Source organism: Anabaena azotica SJ-1 (assembly GCF_047275885.1).
GTDB lineage: Bacteria > Cyanobacteriota > Cyanobacteriia > Cyanobacteriales > Nostocaceae > Trichormus_B > Trichormus_B azotica_A.
On record NZ_CP178454.1, the window covers coordinates 48630 to 69204 of the forward strand.

13 protein-coding genes are annotated in these 20575 nt (G+C 40.0%); 7 read left to right on the forward strand and 6 right to left on the reverse strand.

Annotated features, from left to right (window positions below):
• Positions 1 to 69: 69 nt before the first annotated feature.
• Positions 70 to 885: a L,D-transpeptidase gene (locus tag ACLLO5_RS00260; protein ID WP_413173496.1), complete on the forward strand. Its 816-nt coding sequence runs from the start codon at positions 70 to 72 to the stop codon at positions 883 to 885.
• A gap of 59 nt (positions 886 to 944) precedes the next feature.
• Here ACLLO5_RS00260 and ACLLO5_RS00265 read toward each other — a convergent pair whose 3' ends face one another.
• The 4 genes from ACLLO5_RS00265 to ACLLO5_RS00280 all read right to left on the reverse strand — a co-directional run bounded on the left by ACLLO5_RS00265 (position 945) and on the right by ACLLO5_RS00280 (position 6937).
• On the reverse strand, positions 945 to 1490 hold the full coding sequence (locus ACLLO5_RS00265; protein WP_413173497.1) for a late competence development ComFB family protein: 546 nt from the start codon (positions 1488 to 1490) through the stop codon (positions 945 to 947).
• Between the two features lie 125 nt (positions 1491 to 1615).
• Complete coding sequence (locus ACLLO5_RS00270) at positions 1616 to 2536, reverse strand: M23 family metallopeptidase (protein WP_413173498.1); 921 nt, start codon at positions 2534 to 2536, stop codon at positions 1616 to 1618.
• A 110-nt stretch (positions 2537 to 2646) separates the two neighbouring features.
• A complete protein-coding gene (locus ACLLO5_RS00275) occupies positions 2647 to 5331 on the reverse strand; it encodes a PAS domain S-box protein (protein ID WP_413173499.1) in 2685 nt (894 codons plus the stop codon).
• 301 nt (positions 5332 to 5632) lie between these two features.
• Complete coding sequence (locus ACLLO5_RS00280; protein ID WP_413173500.1) at positions 5633 to 6937, reverse strand: adenylate/guanylate cyclase domain-containing protein; 1305 nt, start codon at positions 6935 to 6937, stop codon at positions 5633 to 5635.
• A gap of 52 nt (positions 6938 to 6989) precedes the next feature.
• Here ACLLO5_RS00280 and ACLLO5_RS00285 point away from each other — a divergent pair, with 52 nt between their 5' ends.
• From ACLLO5_RS00285 to ACLLO5_RS00300, 4 genes are all read left to right on the forward strand, one after another.
• The gene (locus tag ACLLO5_RS00285; RefSeq protein ID WP_413173501.1) at positions 6990 to 8642 is read left to right on the forward strand and encodes a DEAD/DEAH box helicase; all 1653 of its coding nucleotides are present in this window, start codon (positions 6990 to 6992) and stop codon (positions 8640 to 8642) included.
• Positions 8572 to 9786 (forward strand): DUF790 family protein, encoded by a 1215-nt coding sequence (locus tag ACLLO5_RS00290; RefSeq protein ID WP_413173502.1) that lies wholly within the window; start codon positions 8572 to 8574, stop codon positions 9784 to 9786. The genes ACLLO5_RS00285 and ACLLO5_RS00290 overlap by 71 nt, the downstream gene beginning before the upstream one ends.
• 123 nt (positions 9787 to 9909) lie before the next feature.
• A complete protein-coding gene (locus ACLLO5_RS00295) occupies positions 9910 to 10725 on the forward strand; it encodes a hypothetical protein (RefSeq protein WP_413173504.1) in 816 nt (271 codons plus the stop codon).
• Positions 10726 to 11035: 310 nt separating this feature from the next.
• Positions 11036 to 11401: a hypothetical protein gene (locus ACLLO5_RS00300; protein WP_413173505.1), complete on the forward strand. Its 366-nt coding sequence runs from the start codon at positions 11036 to 11038 to the stop codon at positions 11399 to 11401.
• A gap of 126 nt (positions 11402 to 11527) precedes the next feature.
• Here ACLLO5_RS00300 and ACLLO5_RS00305 read toward each other — a convergent pair whose 3' ends face one another.
• Complete coding sequence (locus ACLLO5_RS00305; protein ID WP_413173506.1) at positions 11528 to 14275, reverse strand: COR domain-containing protein; 2748 nt, start codon at positions 14273 to 14275, stop codon at positions 11528 to 11530.
• Between the two features lie 393 nt (positions 14276 to 14668).
• On the opposite strand from ACLLO5_RS00305, the gene ACLLO5_RS00310 reads away from it, so the two are divergent.
• Both ACLLO5_RS00310 and ACLLO5_RS00315 read left to right on the forward strand, forming a co-directional pair.
• Complete coding sequence (locus ACLLO5_RS00310; RefSeq protein WP_413173507.1) at positions 14669 to 16012, forward strand: histidine phosphatase family protein; 1344 nt, start codon at positions 14669 to 14671, stop codon at positions 16010 to 16012.
• Positions 16013 to 16172: 160 nt separating this feature from the next.
• Positions 16173 to 17444 (forward strand): dihydroorotase, encoded by a 1272-nt coding sequence (locus ACLLO5_RS00315; RefSeq protein WP_413173508.1) that lies wholly within the window; start codon positions 16173 to 16175, stop codon positions 17442 to 17444.
• 284 nt (positions 17445 to 17728) lie between these two features.
• Here the strand turns inward: ACLLO5_RS00315 and acs are convergent, their stop codons facing one another.
• A complete protein-coding gene (gene acs / locus ACLLO5_RS00320) occupies positions 17729 to 20512 on the reverse strand; it encodes an acetate--CoA ligase alpha subunit (protein ID WP_413173509.1) in 2784 nt (927 codons plus the stop codon).
• Positions 20513 to 20575 lie beyond the last annotated feature (63 nt).

Sequence of the window (20575 nt, forward strand, 5' to 3'; positions counted from 1 at the left end):
TGCTAATTGACTGGTCTGGGTAGTCCATAATTTTATAGAGCCAGATAGGTCAGGGATAAACAATAAGCGATGGCAATGGCAAGAAATGAATCTGTAGCGCGGATGGTGATGTTCCTCTGTTTTGGCACAGCAATTTTGTCTCTAGCTGTCCATTGGCATACTAAGAAAACGACAGAGCAGTTAAATCAATCAGCATCCACGACATTGAGGCAAAATCCCACTAGCCGCACTAACTCTGGTAAAAATCCCCCGCAAGGCATTGGTATTGGGGAAGTAGCTTTGGCTGAACTTCCATTAGCACCAAATTCTTCTGTAACAAAGCCTAAGACTAGATTAGTTCAAGGAAACCAAAATCCAGATGGTGCTGTGGACAAACCAAAGAAGACAAAGTTGGCAGTTCCAGAAAAAGGAGAGAATAACAAGGAGAATAATAGTCCCAAGGGATTTTTCTTTCCGGGTGTAGCTCAAGCTAAATCTGTTCAGGGACTGGAAGTTAATCGAACACAGGCGGTAGTTGATTTAAGCGATCGCCGGGTTTATGTTTACCGCTATGATGAAGTGATAGCTAGTTATCCCATTGCTGTAGGAAAGAAGGGTTGGGAAACGCCCACAGGGGAGTTTCAAGTCATACACAAACAACTTCATCCCATTTGGAAGCATCCGATTACTGGCCAAATATTTGAAGCAGGTACTGACAGTCCTTTAGGAGATAGATGGATTGGGTTTTGGTCAGATGGAAGAAACGAAATTGGCTTTCATGGTACACCTAATACTGACTTAATAGGAGCAGCAGTATCTCATGGTTGCCTAAGAATGCGTAATTCTGATGTCCGAATGCTGTATGAACAATTGAGTTTAGGTACACCAGTTATGGTGAGAAATTAGTTAATTGTCAGTTGTCAGTTTTTAATATTTGCCACTAACTACTGACTCCTGACTCCTGACTAAGGATGTGATTTTTGTTCAAAATTGGGTGCGTAAACTTGGAGTAAGTTACTAACTTGGCTGAGGACTTCATTACCAGTGTGTTTGCTTAAGGCTTGACGTTCTGGGAAGAATTCAGGTCTATCTAAGTAACAATCAATGGCTTTGGCTACTTGTTGAGAAATCAAGTTTTGAAGTTCTGTTTTGGCGCGTTGGCGCTGGTAATTAGCGCCTTCTTCCGTGGTAGCATACAGAGGTGGAAGACGATTAAGAGCGTAAGCGGTGATATCTCCCACATCCAGAGAGCTTTCAGAAGTGGCTTCTATTTCTGCTACTTTGCTGATTACTTCAGTTAGTACCAATTCTTCCATTACGTTAATAAATTGTTTGCGAGGTACTGCGACTACTTCACCTGTCAATAATGAACCCATGAGTCGATCTAGAGCCATGTACTCTTCAATGGATAGATCTGAGGCGTTATCACAAATTCGACCCACTTCGGCTTCCATTGCTGGTGTGAGATAACCATCCTGAAGGGCTTGTTCGACAATTTTTTCAATACTCATAATTAGTTCTCACGATTAAATTTAAGGAATACAGGGAATAGAGAAAGCAATTGATTATACCAAACAAATTCATAATTCATAATTATGAATTTAATTACGAATTACGAATTACGAATTACGAATTATTAATCGACGACTTTGGTTTGCCAGGATGTGGGGTCAATAGATTTTCCATTGACATATAAACCCCAGTGCAAATGAGGGCCTGTGGAAGCACCTGTTGAACCTACTCCACCAATGAGTTGACCAGCTTTGACAATATCTCCTTCTTTAACATTAATACGGCTGAGGTGCATGAAAATACTGGTTACACCTTGACCGTGGTCGATGCCAACTACGTTACCATGAATACGGAAACCTTGGGAAACTGTACCTACTAAAGCAACTCGTCCTGGGGCTGGGGCAACTACGGCTGAACCTGCGGCACCAGCGTAGTCTAGGCCACGATGGTAGTAGTCATTTGCAAATTTACCATTATAGTAGCGACGTACACCATAGGTTGTGGTCATGCGTCCTTTATTTGGTCTGAGGAAAACTCCGTTCCAATATTTTTCTGGTGTTTGGAGGGCTTTAAATTCTTTGACTCGCTGGAGTTCATATTCTGTGGCTTGTACTCCGGCTTTTCCTGGTGGTAAGGTGATACGTTGGACGGGAAATTTGCGATCGCTTATTTTTACTGCTAAATTTCTTTCTTGTCCATCTCCAGCCACTGTGACTTTTCTGATCCCTGGTTGTTCTAGTGGAGTGGTAGGAATAAAAGCACGATACTTATTAGGGGAAATTGCAAAAGCTGGATATGTTTCTTCCCCAACTTTCACTGTGGGATTAATCACATTTTCTTGACTATCTACATCAATCATGACTGAAAGTGTATCTCCCAGTTTCGGAGCAGTTGGTGTGATCTGTACTTGTAATGCTTCTGCTGGTAATGCTAAAGCAATTGGGACAGCTGCAACTATTCCCATGAAGATTCTATTTGCACGGTTGATGATACCAACACACTGAAACTTATTCTGCGGATTAATAGCTTGAGTTTTGGTAGTCATGAAGTTATGAAAAATCTATTGTTGCTGTTTCTCAACAGACTAACTTATCATCTCTGGTGTTTCCACTTCCAAATCAAAATTAGGGGTTTGAGGATGGGGCATGGGAAAATTTATGTCCTGCCTGCCAAATTTGCTACCACAGCGGCTAATTCCGCAGGATTGACAGGTTTGGGAATATGTAATTGAAACCCAGCTAACAAAGCTTGGGTGCGGTCTTCTGCTCTAGCATAAGCTGTGACGGCGACTGCGGGAATTTTTCCTCCCTGATGACTAGGCAGATTTCTAATTTTATGGATTAGTGTATAGCCATCTTCTTCTGGCATTCCAATATCACTGATTAATATATCTGGATGAAATTGTGATAAAGCTGTTATTGCCTCTGTGGCTGAGGTGACAGCCATTGCTTGAGCGCCATATTGCCCTAAAATTGTGGTCAGTAAATTCCGTGCATCTGCTTCATCATCAACAACGAGTACCCGTAACCCTTGCAGGATTGATAATTGCTGTTGAACAAAATCATCATTAACCAAAAGTTGCTGTTGCTCTGATGTACTGTATTTAACAGTCAGGGCTTTCATGGGTAAATTGACGATGAAAGTCGCTCCCTGCCCAAGTCCGGGACTGGTGGCTGAGACTGTGCCTCCATGCAATTCTACCAGGTGCCGGACAATTGCTAATCCTAATCCTAATCCGCCATGCGATCGCGTAGTTGAACTATCAGCTTGGCGAAATCGTTCAAATACATGAGGTAAAAAATCAGAATGAATCCCCCCTCCGGTATCGCTGACTTGAATCTGCACACGGGAATTAATGCGTTTGAGTCCGACCTTAACTTTTCCTCTCTTGGGTGTAAACTTGACAGCGTTGGAAAGCAAATTCCAGACAATTTGTTGTAAGCGGTTAGCATCAGCTATTACTACCCCCACTTCTGAGTCAAATTGGGATTCAATCGTAATTTCTTTCGCGTCTGCCGCTGGACGCACAGTATCTATGGCTGCTGACACCACTGGGGCAAGTTCTACCGAATGCAGATTCAATCGCAGTTTGCCGCAAATAATCCGCGAAACATCCAACACATCTTCAATTAACTGTGCTAAAGCACGGCTATTACGATCTATGGTATCTAATGCCCTAGCAGTGGTAATTTCATCAAATTTGCGGCTTTTGAGTAACTGTGACCACCCCAGTATGGCATTTAGGGGAGTCCGGAGTTCATGGGATAGTGTGGCTAAAAATTCATCTTTGATGCGGTTTGCAACTTCTGCTTCTGCCCTTGCAATTTGTTCTCGCTTTAATAATTGTTCTCGTTCTTGTTCTGCTTGCTTGCGTTCGGTAATATCAATCATGAACCCATGCATTTGTTGGGGATTATTTTCAACCCACACCACATTCACAATGTCATATAGCCAAACTACCCTACCATCGGCTGATAACATTCTATATTCAAATTCATAATTTTCCTGTGATTGTGAAGCATGGAGACAATAATCAACCACCCATTGTTGATCTTCTGGGTGGATGTGTTTGACCCAGAAATTAGTGGTATACCAATCCGTTAAGGGATAGCCGAGAATATCTTCACTTTGGGGACCCACGTATGTGAAATTTCCGGTTTTGGAATCTGCTTCCCAAGGAATTACGCGCACTTTTTCTGTGAGTTTGCGAAATCTTTCTTCACTTTGTTTGATGGCAGCTTGTGATTGCTTCTGCTCTGTAATATCTCTAACGAGGGCAACAAATCCTTCTACTTTTCCTTGTTGATTGAATTGGGGAACATAAGTCACATTTGTATCGTGAATTGTCCCATCTTGATGTAATAATTTAGTTTCGTAATTTACTTGCTGTCCTGATAATACTGCTTCCAAATAAGGATAAATTTTTTGATAAACTGATTCTCCTAAAATTTCTTGCACGTGCTTACCTAGCATGGCAGATGTGGAAATTCCAAACCATTCTTCATATTTTTGATTATTAAATAGATAACGCTGTTGAGCATCTACATAAGAAATTTGTACTGGTAAAGAATTAGTAATTAAGCGTAGTTGTTTTTCTTGTTTACTCAAGGATTGTTCAGCCTGTTTACGTTCACTAATATCAACAACATAACCAATCACTTGCTCTAAGTTATTTTCTAATAATGCTAATCCTAATAGTACACTCACACGATTACCATCTTTGCGGATATATTCTTTTTCAAAAGGTTGACAAACACCTTGAGTTTTGAGTTCTAATGTAGCGCGAATACTTTGTTCCACATATTCTGGAGGTGTCATTTCGCGAAAGTTAACTCGTCCTGATAGGACTTCTTCTGGTGTGTAACCCACTAGCTTTAAAAAAGCATCATTCGCTTCTAAAATTCTGCCATTCATATCAGCTATAATCACCCCAATGATATTGGCATCTTTCAAGCGCCGAAATCGAGATTCACTGGCTGCTAGATATTGAACACTAATTTCTAACTTCTGTTTGGCATTACGTAATTCTGAATTCAGCCAAATGATCACCAACATGATGATGGTAAACAAAGCCAATCTAATTATATTTTCTACTCTCTCAATGTTTAGTGAAAATTGGGAATTTAGCAAAAAGTAGTTAACTACTATGACAGACAAAAATGTAGCTAATACCCCTGGCTTGATGCCACCATAGAAGGTACTAACGGCTACAGCAGCATAAAAGAACAGAAAAATAGATTGATGTAGTATTGGCTGCAACATTAGTGTTAGTACCAAGGCTGTACTAACAGAGATGCTGGCTACAGCATATTTTGATAGAAGGGTAATTTTTTCTATCAATATAGAATTCTCCTTTAGGGTAGTAAGTTACTGGAAGTTTTCTTAGACATATACAGCAGTTTGCGTAATTAGGAGGTATAACATCTAAATTCAAACCTATACAAAAAGCCAGTTTTACTCCTGACTCCTGAATTCTGCTGTATTTATGGCTTCATATTTATTATGCTATGGAGAAATAAAAAGCTCACATTTACAGAGTCTGAATCTATCTAAAGTAGTAAAAATCCATGACGATCAAGATTTTATAGTATAGAATCTATGATTTCAATTGTATTATGAGTGGTGTTGTATCCGCAAAAGTTTATTGATTTTTCAGCTTTCTCCTCAGGAGTAAATACGTAAGCATTTCTCCTTTGCCTTTGACGGAAATTAAACCACGCTTTTCCATGACATACTGTTCTTTTAACAAATGATAACTGGCTTCACAAACTTGAATACAATCGGCGATACCATGTGATTCCATTCTACTAGCCGTATTGACTGTATCACCCCACAGGTCATAAGCAAATTTTTTCAGCCCAATTACTCCTGCTACTACTGGCCCTGTGCTTATACCTACACGGATGCGAAATGATTGATTTTGTTGCTGGTTAAACTGAAGGACAGCCTGTTGCATATCCAGTGCCATATTAGCTATAGCTATGGCGTGATCACTGCGATGATGAGGTAAACCAGCAACGGCCATGTAAGCATCACCAATGGTTTTGATTTTTTCGACTCCGTGAAGTTCTGCTAACTGGTCAAATAAGCAGAATATTTCGTTTAATAATTCGACTAGTCTGGGTGGTGACGTATGGCTTGAAAGTTCTGTAAATCCGACAATATCAGCAAATAAAACTGTGACTTCTAGGAAACTATCAGCGATAGTTGTAGGTTGTTGTTTTAATTGATCGGCTATTACCTGGGGTAAAATATTTAAAAGTAGTTTTTCTGATTGTTGTTGAGCTATTTCTAATTGTTGTTTAGCTCGAAATTCTTTTTTTCGCAATTTTTCATACAGATAAACAGAAAATACACAAATTGTTCCTGTCCAAAATAAATATATTCCATGCTCAACATAAAAATATAATGTTTGCTGCAATTGAGGACGATAGAGAATGTATAATCCTGCATAGCAAATAATTGCACCAAGTTGAGAAATTAAATGTAGTCGCCATAATACTGGAACAATTGTTGCTTGGGTGATAAACATCAAATTCCAAATATTAGTGAATGGTTCTACATGATTAAATAAAATGGCTGTGTCAATTTGGATGACGCAAGTTCCACACCAGGATAAAGCTAAAAAAATCAAGTGTGGGTAACGACGACCAAGAGGAGTTTTGCATAAAAACCAACAAATTAAGATAAAAGATTCAAGTATTAAGCCAATTTTCAAGGCGTAGATTTTTTCATGAGGTTGCTGATTAACCCATATAAAAAAGCCAGTAAGTGTTAAACCTACCAGCAGCATAATTTTTGTTTGTAATCGTAGGCGTTTGATCAGAAACTGTCTTCGCTGTTCTCTGTAGGATTCAAGCAGGATTGTATCAGTTTGCCAGTCTGATATCTCTGGGGTAAACAGATGTTCTAGTTGGGTGATATCAAAATCTCTTTTGGGAATCATGCACGTTTTAAGTTATGAGTAGTGAAGTGAACGAGTTGGGAGAAAACCTCAGATGGGTCGCAACCCCACCTTAACTTTTGATCGTGGTACGTTAATTTTACACCCACCACCACGCAGTAAAGCTTGGATAGATTATGCAACATGGGATGATAGAGTCGAAAAATTCCGCATTCCGGCGATTAGATACCGTTCTTTAGTCGAAGCATTACAAGCAGAAGATACAAACTTCACTGATGAGGCCAAGGGATTTTATTCTTTGGATTTGGTTGCCAGTTTGGAAATGACTCCATATCCCCACCAAAATGAGGCTTTAGCGGCTTGGAAATTGGCGGGAAGACAGGGGGTTGTGGTGTTACCGACGGCTGCGGGTAAGACTTATTTGGCACAAATGGCGATGCAAGCGACACCGCGCACGACGTTGATTGTTGTGCCAACTTTGGATTTGATGCACCAGTGGTATGCACATCTAACGGCGGCTTTTCCTGATGCCAAGTTGGGTTTGCTGGGGGGTGGTTCACGGGATCAAACACCGATTTTGGTGGCTACTTATGACAGTGCAGCGATTCATGCGGAAACTTTGGGTAATAAATATGCTTTGATAATTTTTGATGAATGCCATCATTTACCAACGGATTTTAATCGAGTCATTGCTGAATATGCGATCGCACCCTATCGACTCGGACTTTCTGCTACACCAGAACGCACTGATGGTAAACACGCTGATTTAAATATTCTCATTGGGAGAGAAGTTTATCGTCAACGTGCTGAAGATTTAGCTGGTAAGGCTTTAGCAGAACATCAAATTGTGCAAATTAAGGTCAAGTTATCCCAGTTGGAACGGGAACGATACAATCAGCTAATTCAAACCCGCAATGATTTTTTAAAGCAATCGCGGATTTCTTTGGGAAGTCTGCAAGGTTGGCAAACTTTTGTACAGATGAGTGCGCGATCGCAAGTCGGACGCAGAGCAATGTTAGCACACCGTCAAGCTAAAGAAATCGCCCTGGGGACTGATGGTAAATTAAGAATTTTGATGGATTTATTAGCTGAACATTATCCCGCTAGGGTGTTGATTTTTACGGCAGATAATGCTACTGTTTACCGCATTTCTCAAGATTTATTAATTCCGGCAATTACTCATCAAACTCCGGTGAAGGAAAGGCACGAAATTTTAACTAAGTTTAAGGAGGGTGAATATAATACTTTGGTGGCTTCTCATGTCTTAAATGAGGGTGTTGATGTTCCGGCGGCTTCTATCGCTATTATTCTTTCGGGTACTGGTTCAGCTAGGGAATATATTCAACGTTTGGGGAGGGTTTTACGTAAGGGTAATATTGAAAATAAACAGGCAATTTTATATGAAGTTGTAGCAGAAGATACTAGTGAGGAGGGAACTTCGGCGAGGAGGAGGGGGGAACAGAGGAGCAGGGGAGCAGAGGAGCAGGGGAGCAGGGGAGCAGAGGAGCAGGGGAGCAGAGGAGCAGAGGAGCAGGGGAGCAGGGGAGCAGAGGAGCAGGGGAATAGAGGGGAGAAGAAAAAAAGAGGGAATTTAAAGGTTGTTTATGGGGGTGGGAAGGAAAATAGTGCTAAGGCTGCTGAACAGTTAGAGATTAATTATTCAACTAAGAAGAAAGATGTTACCAACGGAGTTACTGATTCATCGTCAAAACGGGGAGGAAATTATCCCGAAGAGACTGAAACTTGATCAGAAACATTTGGATTTAGCAAATGATTTGATTGGTTTTTTTAAGGAGGCTGTGGGGAAATCTCAAGGGGTTCTGGAACGTCAATTGGCTGATTTTGAAGGTGATACTACTGATTATCGCATGAAGCGTGGTTTGGCTTATATTCTTAAAAGCAGTTTCTGTACTTTTGAAGTTGTTAGTCCTCTTGAACCACCAATGTTAAGGGAACGGGTTTTTGCTTTGGCTGCAAAGTCTGTTCCTAGTCGGGAAGCAACGGAGGTGACTTTGAGTAAGCTTGCTGATGAATTAAGTCGGGAATTACAGCAGGAGGTTTTACCGATTCAGGTGCGTGATGGTCTTTATGCTGATTTATCTGAAAATAAAATTTTAACCGCTTTTGAAGCACCCAAACCAGAGGATTTATTACATCGCTATAATTTGTCTCAAGTGCAAGGTGTGTTTTATAAAGCTAGTCAGTTGGTTTTAAATGCTCACCGCAATGTACCAGGAGAATATAAGTTGTTATTTCGTTATTTGAAGTTGTTTCAATTAATGGCTTATATTGAAGGTGATGCTGACCACGGTTTTACTATTAGCATTGATGGTCCGACAAGTTTGTTTACTCCTAGTACCCGTTATGGTTTATCCATAGCTAAAATGATTCCGGCTTTACTTCATGTGACGAAATGGAGTTTAGCCGCAACTTTACAAACACGAGATTTTTATACAAATGAATGGAAAACTGGTAGGTTTACACTAAATTCTGAATGTGGTTTAGTCTCTCACTATCCTAAAGGCAAGCCTTATGATAGTATGTTAGAACAGTCTTTTGCTGATAAATGGGATAGTTTAAAAAGCGGGTGGATATTAGAACGGGAAGTTGATTTAATTCCCATTCCTGGTAGTGTCATGATTCCTGATTTTCGCCTTGTGCATCCTGATGGTAGGACTTTTTTATTAGAAATCGTTGGTTATTGGCGTACAGAATATTTACAGAAAAAGTTTTCTCAGGTACGTCGTGCAAATTGTGATAATTTGATTTTGGCAATTTCTGAAAGATTGAATTTAGAAAAAGCAGGTGTAAAATTAAATGATGTCCCAGCGCGAATTGTTTGGTTTAAAGAAAAGTTATTACCAAAAGCAGTGTTAGCAGTGATGGAATAATTAAATTTGGTAATTGGTGATTGGTAAAAATAAATATTTTTTAAATTACTCTTCAATACTTTTTTAAAAAGGGCGGATCTAGGTATTAAAATAAAATAAACAAACACAATTTACAGTAAAAATATGACCTCAACTGTAACTCGTTCTATTTGGAATAATGAATTAGAATTAGAAATCTTTGAGAAAATAACTAATCAGCACGCACCCCATTTACCGAAAAAGCGTTTACATGAAACCAAACCTCCAGAAACAGCAGAAGAAATTGAAAACTTCTACCGTTTTCGTGTTGCAGGTGCGGCTCATGATTTATTTATTGTTCAAGTTTGTGCAAATATAATTGGTCAAATTCCTGACCCAGAACTGCAATTATTTTTAAGCCGACAAATTGGTGATGATGGCGCACACGCTGAAAATACCCGTCGTCGAGCGCAAATTATCGCAGGACGTGATCCCATTGAAGATATCCAACGACAAGTGCAAAAACATTGGGATTATATGGGAGATTTACCAATTCGTAATTGGCAAGGTTTTTTAGCTTTTGAGCTACATTATGAAATGCATATTGTGGCATCTTTATTAGTTAATAGTCGTACCAGTAAAATCAGTGATCCTGAATCAGCTAAGTTTTCTGCAACTAGAATTCAACCGGAAGAAGCTTTTCACCGTGTCGGTGTGGTAAACTGGTGGCAACGCAAGTACGACCAAGCTTCACCAGCCCAAAAAGTAGATTTAGCTGCACAGGTATTAGAATTAGACGAAGAAGGGCAAAAAAGGAGAAATCCCTACCTGAAAGAACATTGGCAATTAACACATAAAGCTATTGGTACGGATATTAATGATTTACCAACAATTTATGATGCTTGGCGGCGTGAAGTATTGGCGTACTTTTTAGATATTTCTGTATCTCAACTTCACCAACTTGTGAGTGTTAATGATTGAGAATAGGTGACAGGTGACAGGTGATAGGAAAGAGAGAGTAGGGGGGAAAATCCATCATTACGAATTACGAAATAATAGGAACAGGTGGGCGTTGCCCACCATAAAATATTTTTTTATTTATGAAATATTTTAATTTTTTCTTAAGAATTCAATTAAAAAATATTACCTTTTTTTATACTTTTTAGGGTTTTTATAAAGGAAAACTTTAATTTTTAAATAACTTAACTAAAAACAAGCATAATTATTAATTTATGTAGTTGGTAACACAAATATATCCAAGGTTAGATTTATAATTATCAATTGTAAGAATATGTTTATTAAAAAAACAGAACCTATGAAAGCTAAACTTTCTGTTACCTTAACAATTATAGCTACTTTTTTGGGCATAAATAACGCCGTTTATGGACAAGCTATCGCACGTCCTCAAGCTGAGAATTTGACTTTAAGCGGTGATTCTTTAGTGAATATTAATGATCGCAACGCCGAAAATGATTTTGGTAAGTTTTTTGAGCAAATGTCCAAGAATCAATCTAAAGAAAATACAATTTCTGAACAATTACCTCTGAGTGAGTCAATAACAATTCCTTCTAGTCCTATATTTCTACAACCCGCATATCAAAATCTAAATGAAAATGATGGCTTACAGTTGCAGTTAGATTTGAGTGATGGTAATTGATACTCCCTGACAAAAAACTCCACGCCAAACACCACATTAAGGACTAATGCTTAATTAGTTCTATATCTAATTTGTTCCCTATTTCCATAACAATTAAGTTGAATTTGGTTAATGTTGACATAGATTCTATTTCATTGCCTCTGCAACTTCTTCGCAAATTTTCACCCAAGCTTCGTCACATTCTGCCGTACTTAGACTTTTCAGGGGTCTATTTGGAGGGTGAGCAGCTTGGTATTTTTCAATTTCGGTTACTTTGTATGCGCTTGCTCTAATTGGAATCCAGAAAATTGTTAATCCCTCTTTTTTAGCTGCGTCGAGTAAGGGGGGTAGCTCATGTTTGTCGATGAAATCAGAGGCTAGAAAGTCAGGGCTGACTAACAGGATAGCAACCTTAGCTGTGGCTAGTGCTTTCTCAATTTCGGCTTTCCATAGTGCGCCAGGTTTAATTTTGGTGTCATCCCAAACGATCAAACCTTCTGCGCGAATATAGGGTTTTAGTTGTTTTTGCAGTTCTGTTAACCATTTTGCATCTTGATGACTGTAGCTAACAAATATTTGGTTTCTGATGCTTTCTGACATAATAGGTTTCTCAATGGGGGTTACTTCAATAATTTCGTTTTCTCTATTTTTGTCTATTTGTTGTCTTTGTCGAGTTCTTATATCTTCATATCCATCGAGTAGTTGACGGATATTAATTATTGTTGAAAGTTTACCAATAGGATATTCAAGAAAGCCCATTTTCTCAAGTCCAAGAAGTTCTTGATAATCTAGGGGTGGATGTTTAGGATGGCCAGGTACGGGAACCCATTCGGTGATTTCGAGATTGGGGAGACTTTTATGGATTTTTTGGAAGAACTCGCGGAGGATGCCGAGAAATAAGCGGCGGGTTTCTTTACGGCCGCTAATAGTGATAAAGATTTTTTTGTCTTCGGGGTCAGCTTTGATGCGAGCGATGTTGTAGACTTCATTGGGTTCTTCATAGGCAAGCATTACGCCACTGCGCCAATAGATTTGGTTATGGATTTTTTCGTGGGTGTTAACAATGAAGCGGGAGATGATGCTTTCGGGGAGAACTTTGTAATGGTATTGAAATTCAAGAGTTTCCCCTTCTAGTTCTGTTTCCTCTGGTTGGTCTTTGGGCAGAAGTCCCGCAATCAGGAATTTTGGTGGTTGACATTCTAGTTGAAAGCAAAGTTCAAATTTCTTCATCAGATTGATCAGATAGTCGTGGCGCTGGGTAGGGTAGCGTTCTGGGTTGAGAATGCGTCTGATATCAGCGTGGGTGAAAATGCCTTTGGTTTGAGTTTTGAGGTGTTCATCGCTCAGGAGTGCATAAATACCTTCTGTCACCCAGTTGGGTTTGAGGACGTTGGTATCTTTGAGGAAGGGATGCTCACGGAAGTTGAGAACTAAGCCAAGTCGATGGAGGAGATCGATGAGTTGATCTTGGTTTTGTTCTTCAGGAATATTGTTTTTGTAGCAGATGCCAATATAGTTACTGTAGCTGATGAAGTCTTGGGGCATGGATTCGAGTTGTTGTTTAACCTCAAACCATGAGAGGGGTAGAAGGTCGTAAACTTCTTTGAGGTTGGCGATTTGCTGGAAAATGGCGGTGCGAAGTTCATCAATACCGATATTGTTTAAACAGGAAGTTTCAATAATGGCTTGAATATTAGGATATTTTTCCCGTAATGCTTTGCGGTTAATGTCTAGGGGTTGTTCGTCTTTTTTGTTGCCAACGATAATCACGGGAGACTGGCCACCAAAGCTTTCAATTAGTTTTAGCCAATATTCGATGCGGTTTTCTTCTTCGCTGGTGCGACAATTACAGACTAGAAGATAGAGGCTACGCTTAGTCAGAAAAAACTGATGGGTGGCGTGATAAATTTCCTGTCCGCCAAAATCCCAAACATTGAGGCGGATGTCTTTGCTATCTACCGGCACATTCCAAGTTTCCACATTCAGTCCGTCTGTTTGGGACTGATTTTTATCATATTGATTGCGGATTAATCGCTCGATTAGAGATGTTTTACCAACGCTACCCTGGCCGATGAGTAAGAGTTTAGCTTCATGTAATGGTCGAGTTTCACTGGTGCGAATTTGCCTCAAGTAATTAAAAATCTCTTTTGCATCATTTGTATTAAGAATTTCTAAAGGTATCTGGGTGATTTGGTTGTTTCTGAGGTCAATCTGGGTGAGATTGGTTAAATAAGCGATCGCCTCTGGTATCTGGGTGATTTGGTTGTTTCTGAGGTCAATCTGGGTGAGATTGGTTAAATGAGCGATCGCCTCTCGTATCTGGGTGATTTGGTTGCCGCTGAGGTCAAGCAGGGTGAGATCGGTTAATTTAGCAATCGCTTCTGGTATCTGGGTGATTTGGTTGGAATTGAGGTAAAGCCAGGTGAGATTGGTTAATTTGGTGATCGCTTCTGGTATCTCGTTGATTTGGTTGTTACTGAGGTTAAGCCAGGAGAGATTAGTTAATTTTGCCAGCGCCTCTGGTATCTTGTTGATTTGGTTGTTACTGAGGTTAAGCCAGGTGAGATTGGTTAGTTTAGCCAGCGCCTCTGGTATCTTGGTGATTTGGTTGCCACTGAGGTCAAGCCAGGTGAGATTGGTTAGTTTAGCCAGCGCCTCTGGTATCTCGGTGATTTGGTTGCCACTGAGGTCAAGCCTGGTGAGATTGGTTAATTTAGCCAGCGCCTCTGGTATCTCGGTGATTTGGTTGTTACTGAGGTTAAGCCTGGTGAGATTGGTTAATTTAGCCAGCGCCTCTAGTACCTGGGTCAACTCTTTCCTCGACAAGTCTAACTGTCGCCAACCCTCAGCCGCAGCGCGATCTATCATCAGTGCCAATAACTCATCCTGTGTCATAATTCCAATGTCAAGGATAGGAGAAAAGAAGATTGATAAAGATTATTTTATACTGACTAGGTTCAAATGCTAGATTATGGCTGTTTATTGTCAGAATCAGGATGTCCAGGATTAAAGGATGACAGGATGAAAATAAAGATTTCATAATTACCCATTCCCAATTACCAATTACCAATCACCAATTACCCCTTACCCATTACCAGCCGCAATTAGATACAGCAGATTGCAGATCAATGAGGTACAGAATCTAAATTAAAACCTATACACAAAGCCAGTTTTACTTCTGACTCCTGACTCCTGACTCCTGACTCCTGCCATAACTAGCAACTTGAGTTAGTAATCTATCAGCTGATTTGCAGTAAAATTAGTCCTTTAGAGAGAAGAGGTTTTTTAATGACTCGTGTCATCATTGTGCGTCATGGGCAAAGTACATATAACATTGAAAGACGTATTCAAGGACGCACTGATGCGTCAACGTTAACGGATAAAGGTCGGAGCGATGCGGGTAAAGCGGGTCAAGCCCTGAGTAATATAGCATTTAAGGCGATTTATAGCAGTCCCCTCAACCGAGCGAAGACGACAGCGGAAATTATTCGCGGTGAGTTGGTGGAAAAGTCTGCTGAGATTCAGGTTTCTGAACAACTGGTGGAAGTAGACTTACCTTTGTGGGCAGGAATGTTATCTGCTGATGTAAAAGAGAAGTTTCCTGATGACTATAGTATTTGGAAACAACGTCCCCATGAATTACGGATGATTGTCAATGACGCACAGGGAACACAAGAACTTTTCCCGGTTCTGGCTTTATATGAACAAGCCAAGCAGTTTTGGCAAGAAATTTTATCTCGTCATCAAGGGGAAACTATTCTCATTGTTGGACATAATGGTATTAACCGCGCTCTGATTAGTACGGCTTTGGGTATTCCTCCCAGTGGTTATCACGGACTACAACAGTCTAATTGTGCAATTAGCGTTTTGAATTTTGCGGGTGGTTTGGGTGATACGGTTCAGCTAGAATCAATGAATCAGACCCAACATTTGGGTGATACTTTGCCGAGTTTGCGACCAAATCACAAAGGATTTAGATTATTATTGGTACGTCACGGGGAAACAGAATGGAATCGTCAAGGCAAGTTTCAAGGCCAAATTGACGTTCCTCTAAATGATAATGGTAGAAGCCAAGCCGGAAAAGCTGGCGAATTTCTCCAAGATGTGGCGCTTGATTTTGCTTTTAGCAGCACTATGGCGCGTCCAAAAGAAACAGCGGAAATTATTCTTCAGAAACATCCTCATATAAAGTTGGAATTGCTGGATGGTTTACGGGAAATCAGTCATGGACTTTGGGAAGGCAAGTTTGAGTCAGAAATAGAACAAGAGTTTCCTGGAGAGTTGGAACGCTGGCGGACTGTACCCGCTCAAGTACAAATGCCGGAAGGAGAAAATTTACAACAAGTTTGGGAACGTAGTGTAGCTGCTTGGCAGTCAATATTACAATCGGCTGAGGTAAATCAACGGCAAATTGGGTTGGTAGTGGCTCACGATGCTACTAATAAAACTTTACTCTGCCATATCTTGGGTTTATCTCCAGAAAATTTCTGGAATTTCCGTCAGGGTAATGGTGCAGTTAGTGTTATTGATTATCCTTTAGGAGCTAGTGGTTTACCAGTGCTGCAAGCGATGAACATTACTGGTCATTTGAGTGGGGGTGTATTAGATAAAACGGCAGCAGGAGCATTGTAGGATATTGGTGTAGGTTTACGCCACTCTATGCTATCGGCTGTCGGTGATGGAATTTTAGATTTTGGATTTTTCTATTAATCTGAAATCTAAAGTTTGCGTAATAAAGAAATAAAAATAGACAAAAAACTGACGCATTTATACGTAATAGCCGATAGATACAATGACAAAGGAATTGCTGCAACAAGTACGGGTCATCGACCCAGTTTCGGGAACTGACCAAATAGCTGATGTGTTAATTGTTGATGGTTATATTCAAGCAATTGCACCGCAAATTTCTGATATTAGTGCTGATATTTCTATTAAAGACTGTCGGGGTTTGGTTCTGGGTAATGGTTTAGTTGATTTATATAGCCATTCCGGTGAACCGGGTTTTGAAGACAGAGAAACTTTGGTTTCTTTTTTACAAGCTGCGGCTGCTGGTGGTTTTACTAGAGTGACTGTTTTACCTGATACACTTCCAGTGATTGATAATCCGGCTTTGGTAGCACAGTTACAGAAGCAAATTAAATTAGAGGAAAGTTTACATTCTTCTTCTCCCCGTCTGCAAATTTGGGGTGCGATAACTCTAGATTTAGCTGGTAAGCAATTAACGGAGTTTGGTGATTTAGCTACATCTGGGGTTGTGGGTTTTACGGATGGTAAATCTTGGGAAAATTTGGCTATAGTCAGACGGGTTTTGGAATATCTGCAACCTTTTGGTAAACCTGTGGCGTTTTGGCCTTGCGATCGCTCTTTATCAGCTAATGGTATGATGCGGGAAGGTGCGGAGGCTTTGCGGATTGGTTTACCCCCTGTTCCAGCTAGTGCGGAAACTAGTGCGATCGCATCTTTGTTGGAATTAGTCGCCGCTATTAGAACTCCTGTGCATATTATGCGGGTTTCTACGGCGCGGAGTGTGGAACTGATTGCAACTGCTAAGTTTCAAGGTTTACCCGTGACAGCCAGCACTACTTGGATGCACCTGTTACTAGATACGAGTGATGTTAAGAGTTATCACACATCCTTGCATTTAGACCCGCCTTTAGGTAATCCCAGTGATGTAACGGCCTTGCGTGGGGGTGTACGTGGGGGAGTAATAGATGCGATCGCAATTGATCATGCAGCCTACACTTATGAAGAAAAAGTCCAAGCTTTTGCGGAATCACCACCGGGGGCGATTGGTTTAGAGTTAGCATTACCTTTATTGTGGCAAAATCTGGTGGAAACTGGTGAATTCACAGCTTTAGAATTATGGCGGGTTTTAAGTAATCAACCAGCAGCGTGTTTACAACAGGAAATGAAAGCTATTAAACCCGGTGAAAAAGCCGAATTAACATTATTTGATCCTGAACATACTTGGATTGTGAATAGAGAAAATCTTTATACGCTTTCTAATAATACTCCTTGGTTTGGTCAAGAAATTAAAGGTCGGGTTTTACAAACTTGGTGTTAATTTTTAAAATGGGAAAGCAATAACTTTTTAAAGTGCTTCCCATTCAATACCTTGTCCAAATCGAAAAAAGTCTGGATTTGTCGGTTGGGTTGAGGTACGAAACCCAACAAATTTTGTGTCTAATAAAGTTTTACTCAAAATTATCTCTATGATTAAATTGTAACCTGAAATTATCAAGGGTGGAGAAACCCCACCCCTGTGAAAGTCAAGTTGTCAACCAACCGCCAAGGTAGTTAGGACATGAACTAATGATAAAACTAGACACAAACAGACTTTCAACTCTGTCACCTGTCACCTGCTATAAGTTCAATTTCCGCCCTTAAAACAGTAGCATCCGCTGTAGGTGAGATTTTGAAACCAAGTTTTTCACACACTCGCTGCATCCCTAAATTATCTGCCAAAATATCCGCATAGATACAGCAGATTTTCTCATTTTTAGCAACTTCTATTAATCTTTTGAGTAATTCTGAACCTAAGCCTTGACATTGATAGCGATCGCTCACCAGCATAGCAAATTCCGCAGCATCATTACCATGTAATTTACTCAATCTTCCTACTGCTAAAATCTCCATTTCTTTGGTTTCTGGATTTTCATACTCTGTAACTAATGCCATTTCTCGATCATAGTCAATAAAGCAAATCCTTGTTAATCGTTCATGGGCTATACGTTGACTTAATTTAATTAAATGAAAGTAACGTAAATAAACACTTTCTTCTGAGAGTGTTTGATGAAATTTTACTATCAATGGTTCATCTTCAGGACGGATAGGACGGATAGTAATTGGTGTGCTATCTTTTAATTGCCAATCGCTAACATATTGGTGAGGATAGGGACGAATTGCTAATTTTGGTAATTGATGATTTTCCACATCAGCAGGATGTAAAACGATTCTTCCATCTAAAGCTATTAAACCACCAGGATGATCAGGAGTAGGGGGAATAGCTAATAAAGGATTAATATCAATTTCTTTAATCCCTGGTTGTTCTGCAACTAATTGACTAAAGACAACCAATAACTCCTCCAAAGCTGCCATATCTATACTTTTTCTCCCGCGCACACCTTTGAGGGCTTTATAAATTTTGGTTTGTTCCATCATCCGGCGTGCTAAGGTTGTATTCAGAGGAGGAAGTGCGATCGCACTATCTTGAAAAACTTCCACTAATTGTCCCCCAGCCCCAAATAATAATACTGGGCCAAACTGCGGATCTAAACTACTACCAACAATCAACTCGTAACCGCTGGTTTTTACCATTGGTTGTACAGTTACACCTAAAAAATCTTCTGGTGTTGCCTTTTCTAACACCGAGGATTCAATTAGATTATATGCGCGTTTTACAGCTTCCTCATTTCGCAAATTTAACTGCACACCACCCACATCAGTTTTATGAGTAATGGTTTGGGAATACAATTTTAAAACTACAGGGTAACCAAGATTTTCTGCACATTGCACTGCTTCTTCTGCACTTTTAGCAATGCTACCAGCAACAACAGGAATACCATAAGCCGCTAATATTTCCTTAGATTCAAATTCAGTGAGAATAGTTCTTCCTGCTGTTCTTGCCTCTTGAATGATTGTTTCTACTAAAGTACAATTACGCAAGCTAGGATTACATTCTAAGTTTGGTAATACCGGAGTTTCATAAATACCCCGCAAGTTATAACTATATCGCCACATATAACTAAATACCCGTGCTGCTGTATCGGGATAACGATATGTAGGTATACCTTGACTGTTGAGAATTTGTTCTCCAGCAGTTACCTCTGCACCACCCATCCAACTCGCTAAAATCGGTTTATTCGACATTTGCGCGTAGGGTTTTAAAAGTTCAGCAGTTTGGGTGGGATCGGTCATAGCTTGGGGTGTTAAAATTACTAATAAACCATCGCTATTGGGATCTTTGGCGGCAATTTCTAAGGCTTTTGTATAACGCTGCGGATCAGCATCTCCTAAAATATCAATGGGGTTATTGTGACTCCATTGGGGTGGTAATATTTCATTCAAAGAATTAATTACTTCTTCAGAAATTTGTGCCAGTTCTCCCCCACTTTCGATTAATGTATCTGTTGCTAAAACTCCAGGTCCACCAGCATTAGTTAAAATAGTTAATTTTGAACCTTGAGGACGGGGTTGTTTTGCTAATACTTCTGACATATCAAATAAATCAGAAATACTATTAACTCGTAATACTCCACAACGCCGAAAAGCTGCATCTAAAACAGCGTCACTTCCTGCTAATGCACCTGTGTGGGAAGCTGCGGCTTTTGCTGCGGCTGCGGTACGACCGGCTTTAATGACAATTATGGGTTTTGTTAATGCTACTTCTCGCGCTGCGGAGAGGAAAGAACGGGCATCACCAATAGATTCCATATAAATAACAATACTTTTTGTATGGGGATCATCTCCGAGATAATAAATTAAATCTCCCCAGCCAATATCTAACATTGAACCAATGGAAACGAAGGCGCTAAAACCGACGTTTTCCTGTAAACTCCAATCTAGAATTGCTGTACATAATGCCCCGCTTTGACTCAAGAAACCGACGTTTCCCGGACGTGCCATTGTACTAGCAAAGGTAGCATTTAAACCTGAAAGTGGACTCATTACTCCTAAACAGTTTGGTCCAATAATTCTAATTTTTCCTCGGTGTGCTATTTGGAGGATTTCTTGTTCTAAAGCAATGCCTTTTGCACCGGCTTCTTTAAAACCAGCGGAAATAATAATTGCGCCTTTGATGCCGGCATCAACACAATCTGAGATAATTTGGGGAACTGTAGATGCAGGAGTAGCAATAACCGCTAAATCAATTTTTTCAGGAACATCAAAAATAGTAGGATAGGCTTTAATTCCTAATACACTGTGCCGTTGAGGATTGATGGGAAAAACAGTACCACCGAAGGGATTGGTAATTAAATTCCAAAGGAGTGTACGTCCGACGCTTCCGAGTTTTTCACTTGCACCAATTACGGCTACAGTTTTAGGTGCAAAAATAGCATCTAAGGGGTTTATTCTCTCTGTTTGTAAGATATCATAAGCCCGGTCACTGGTCGGTTTAATAGATTTTTGCATAATAACTCCTGTCCTCAGTTATCAGTCTGTTTACTGTTTACTGTTGCTTGTCCACTGTCATCT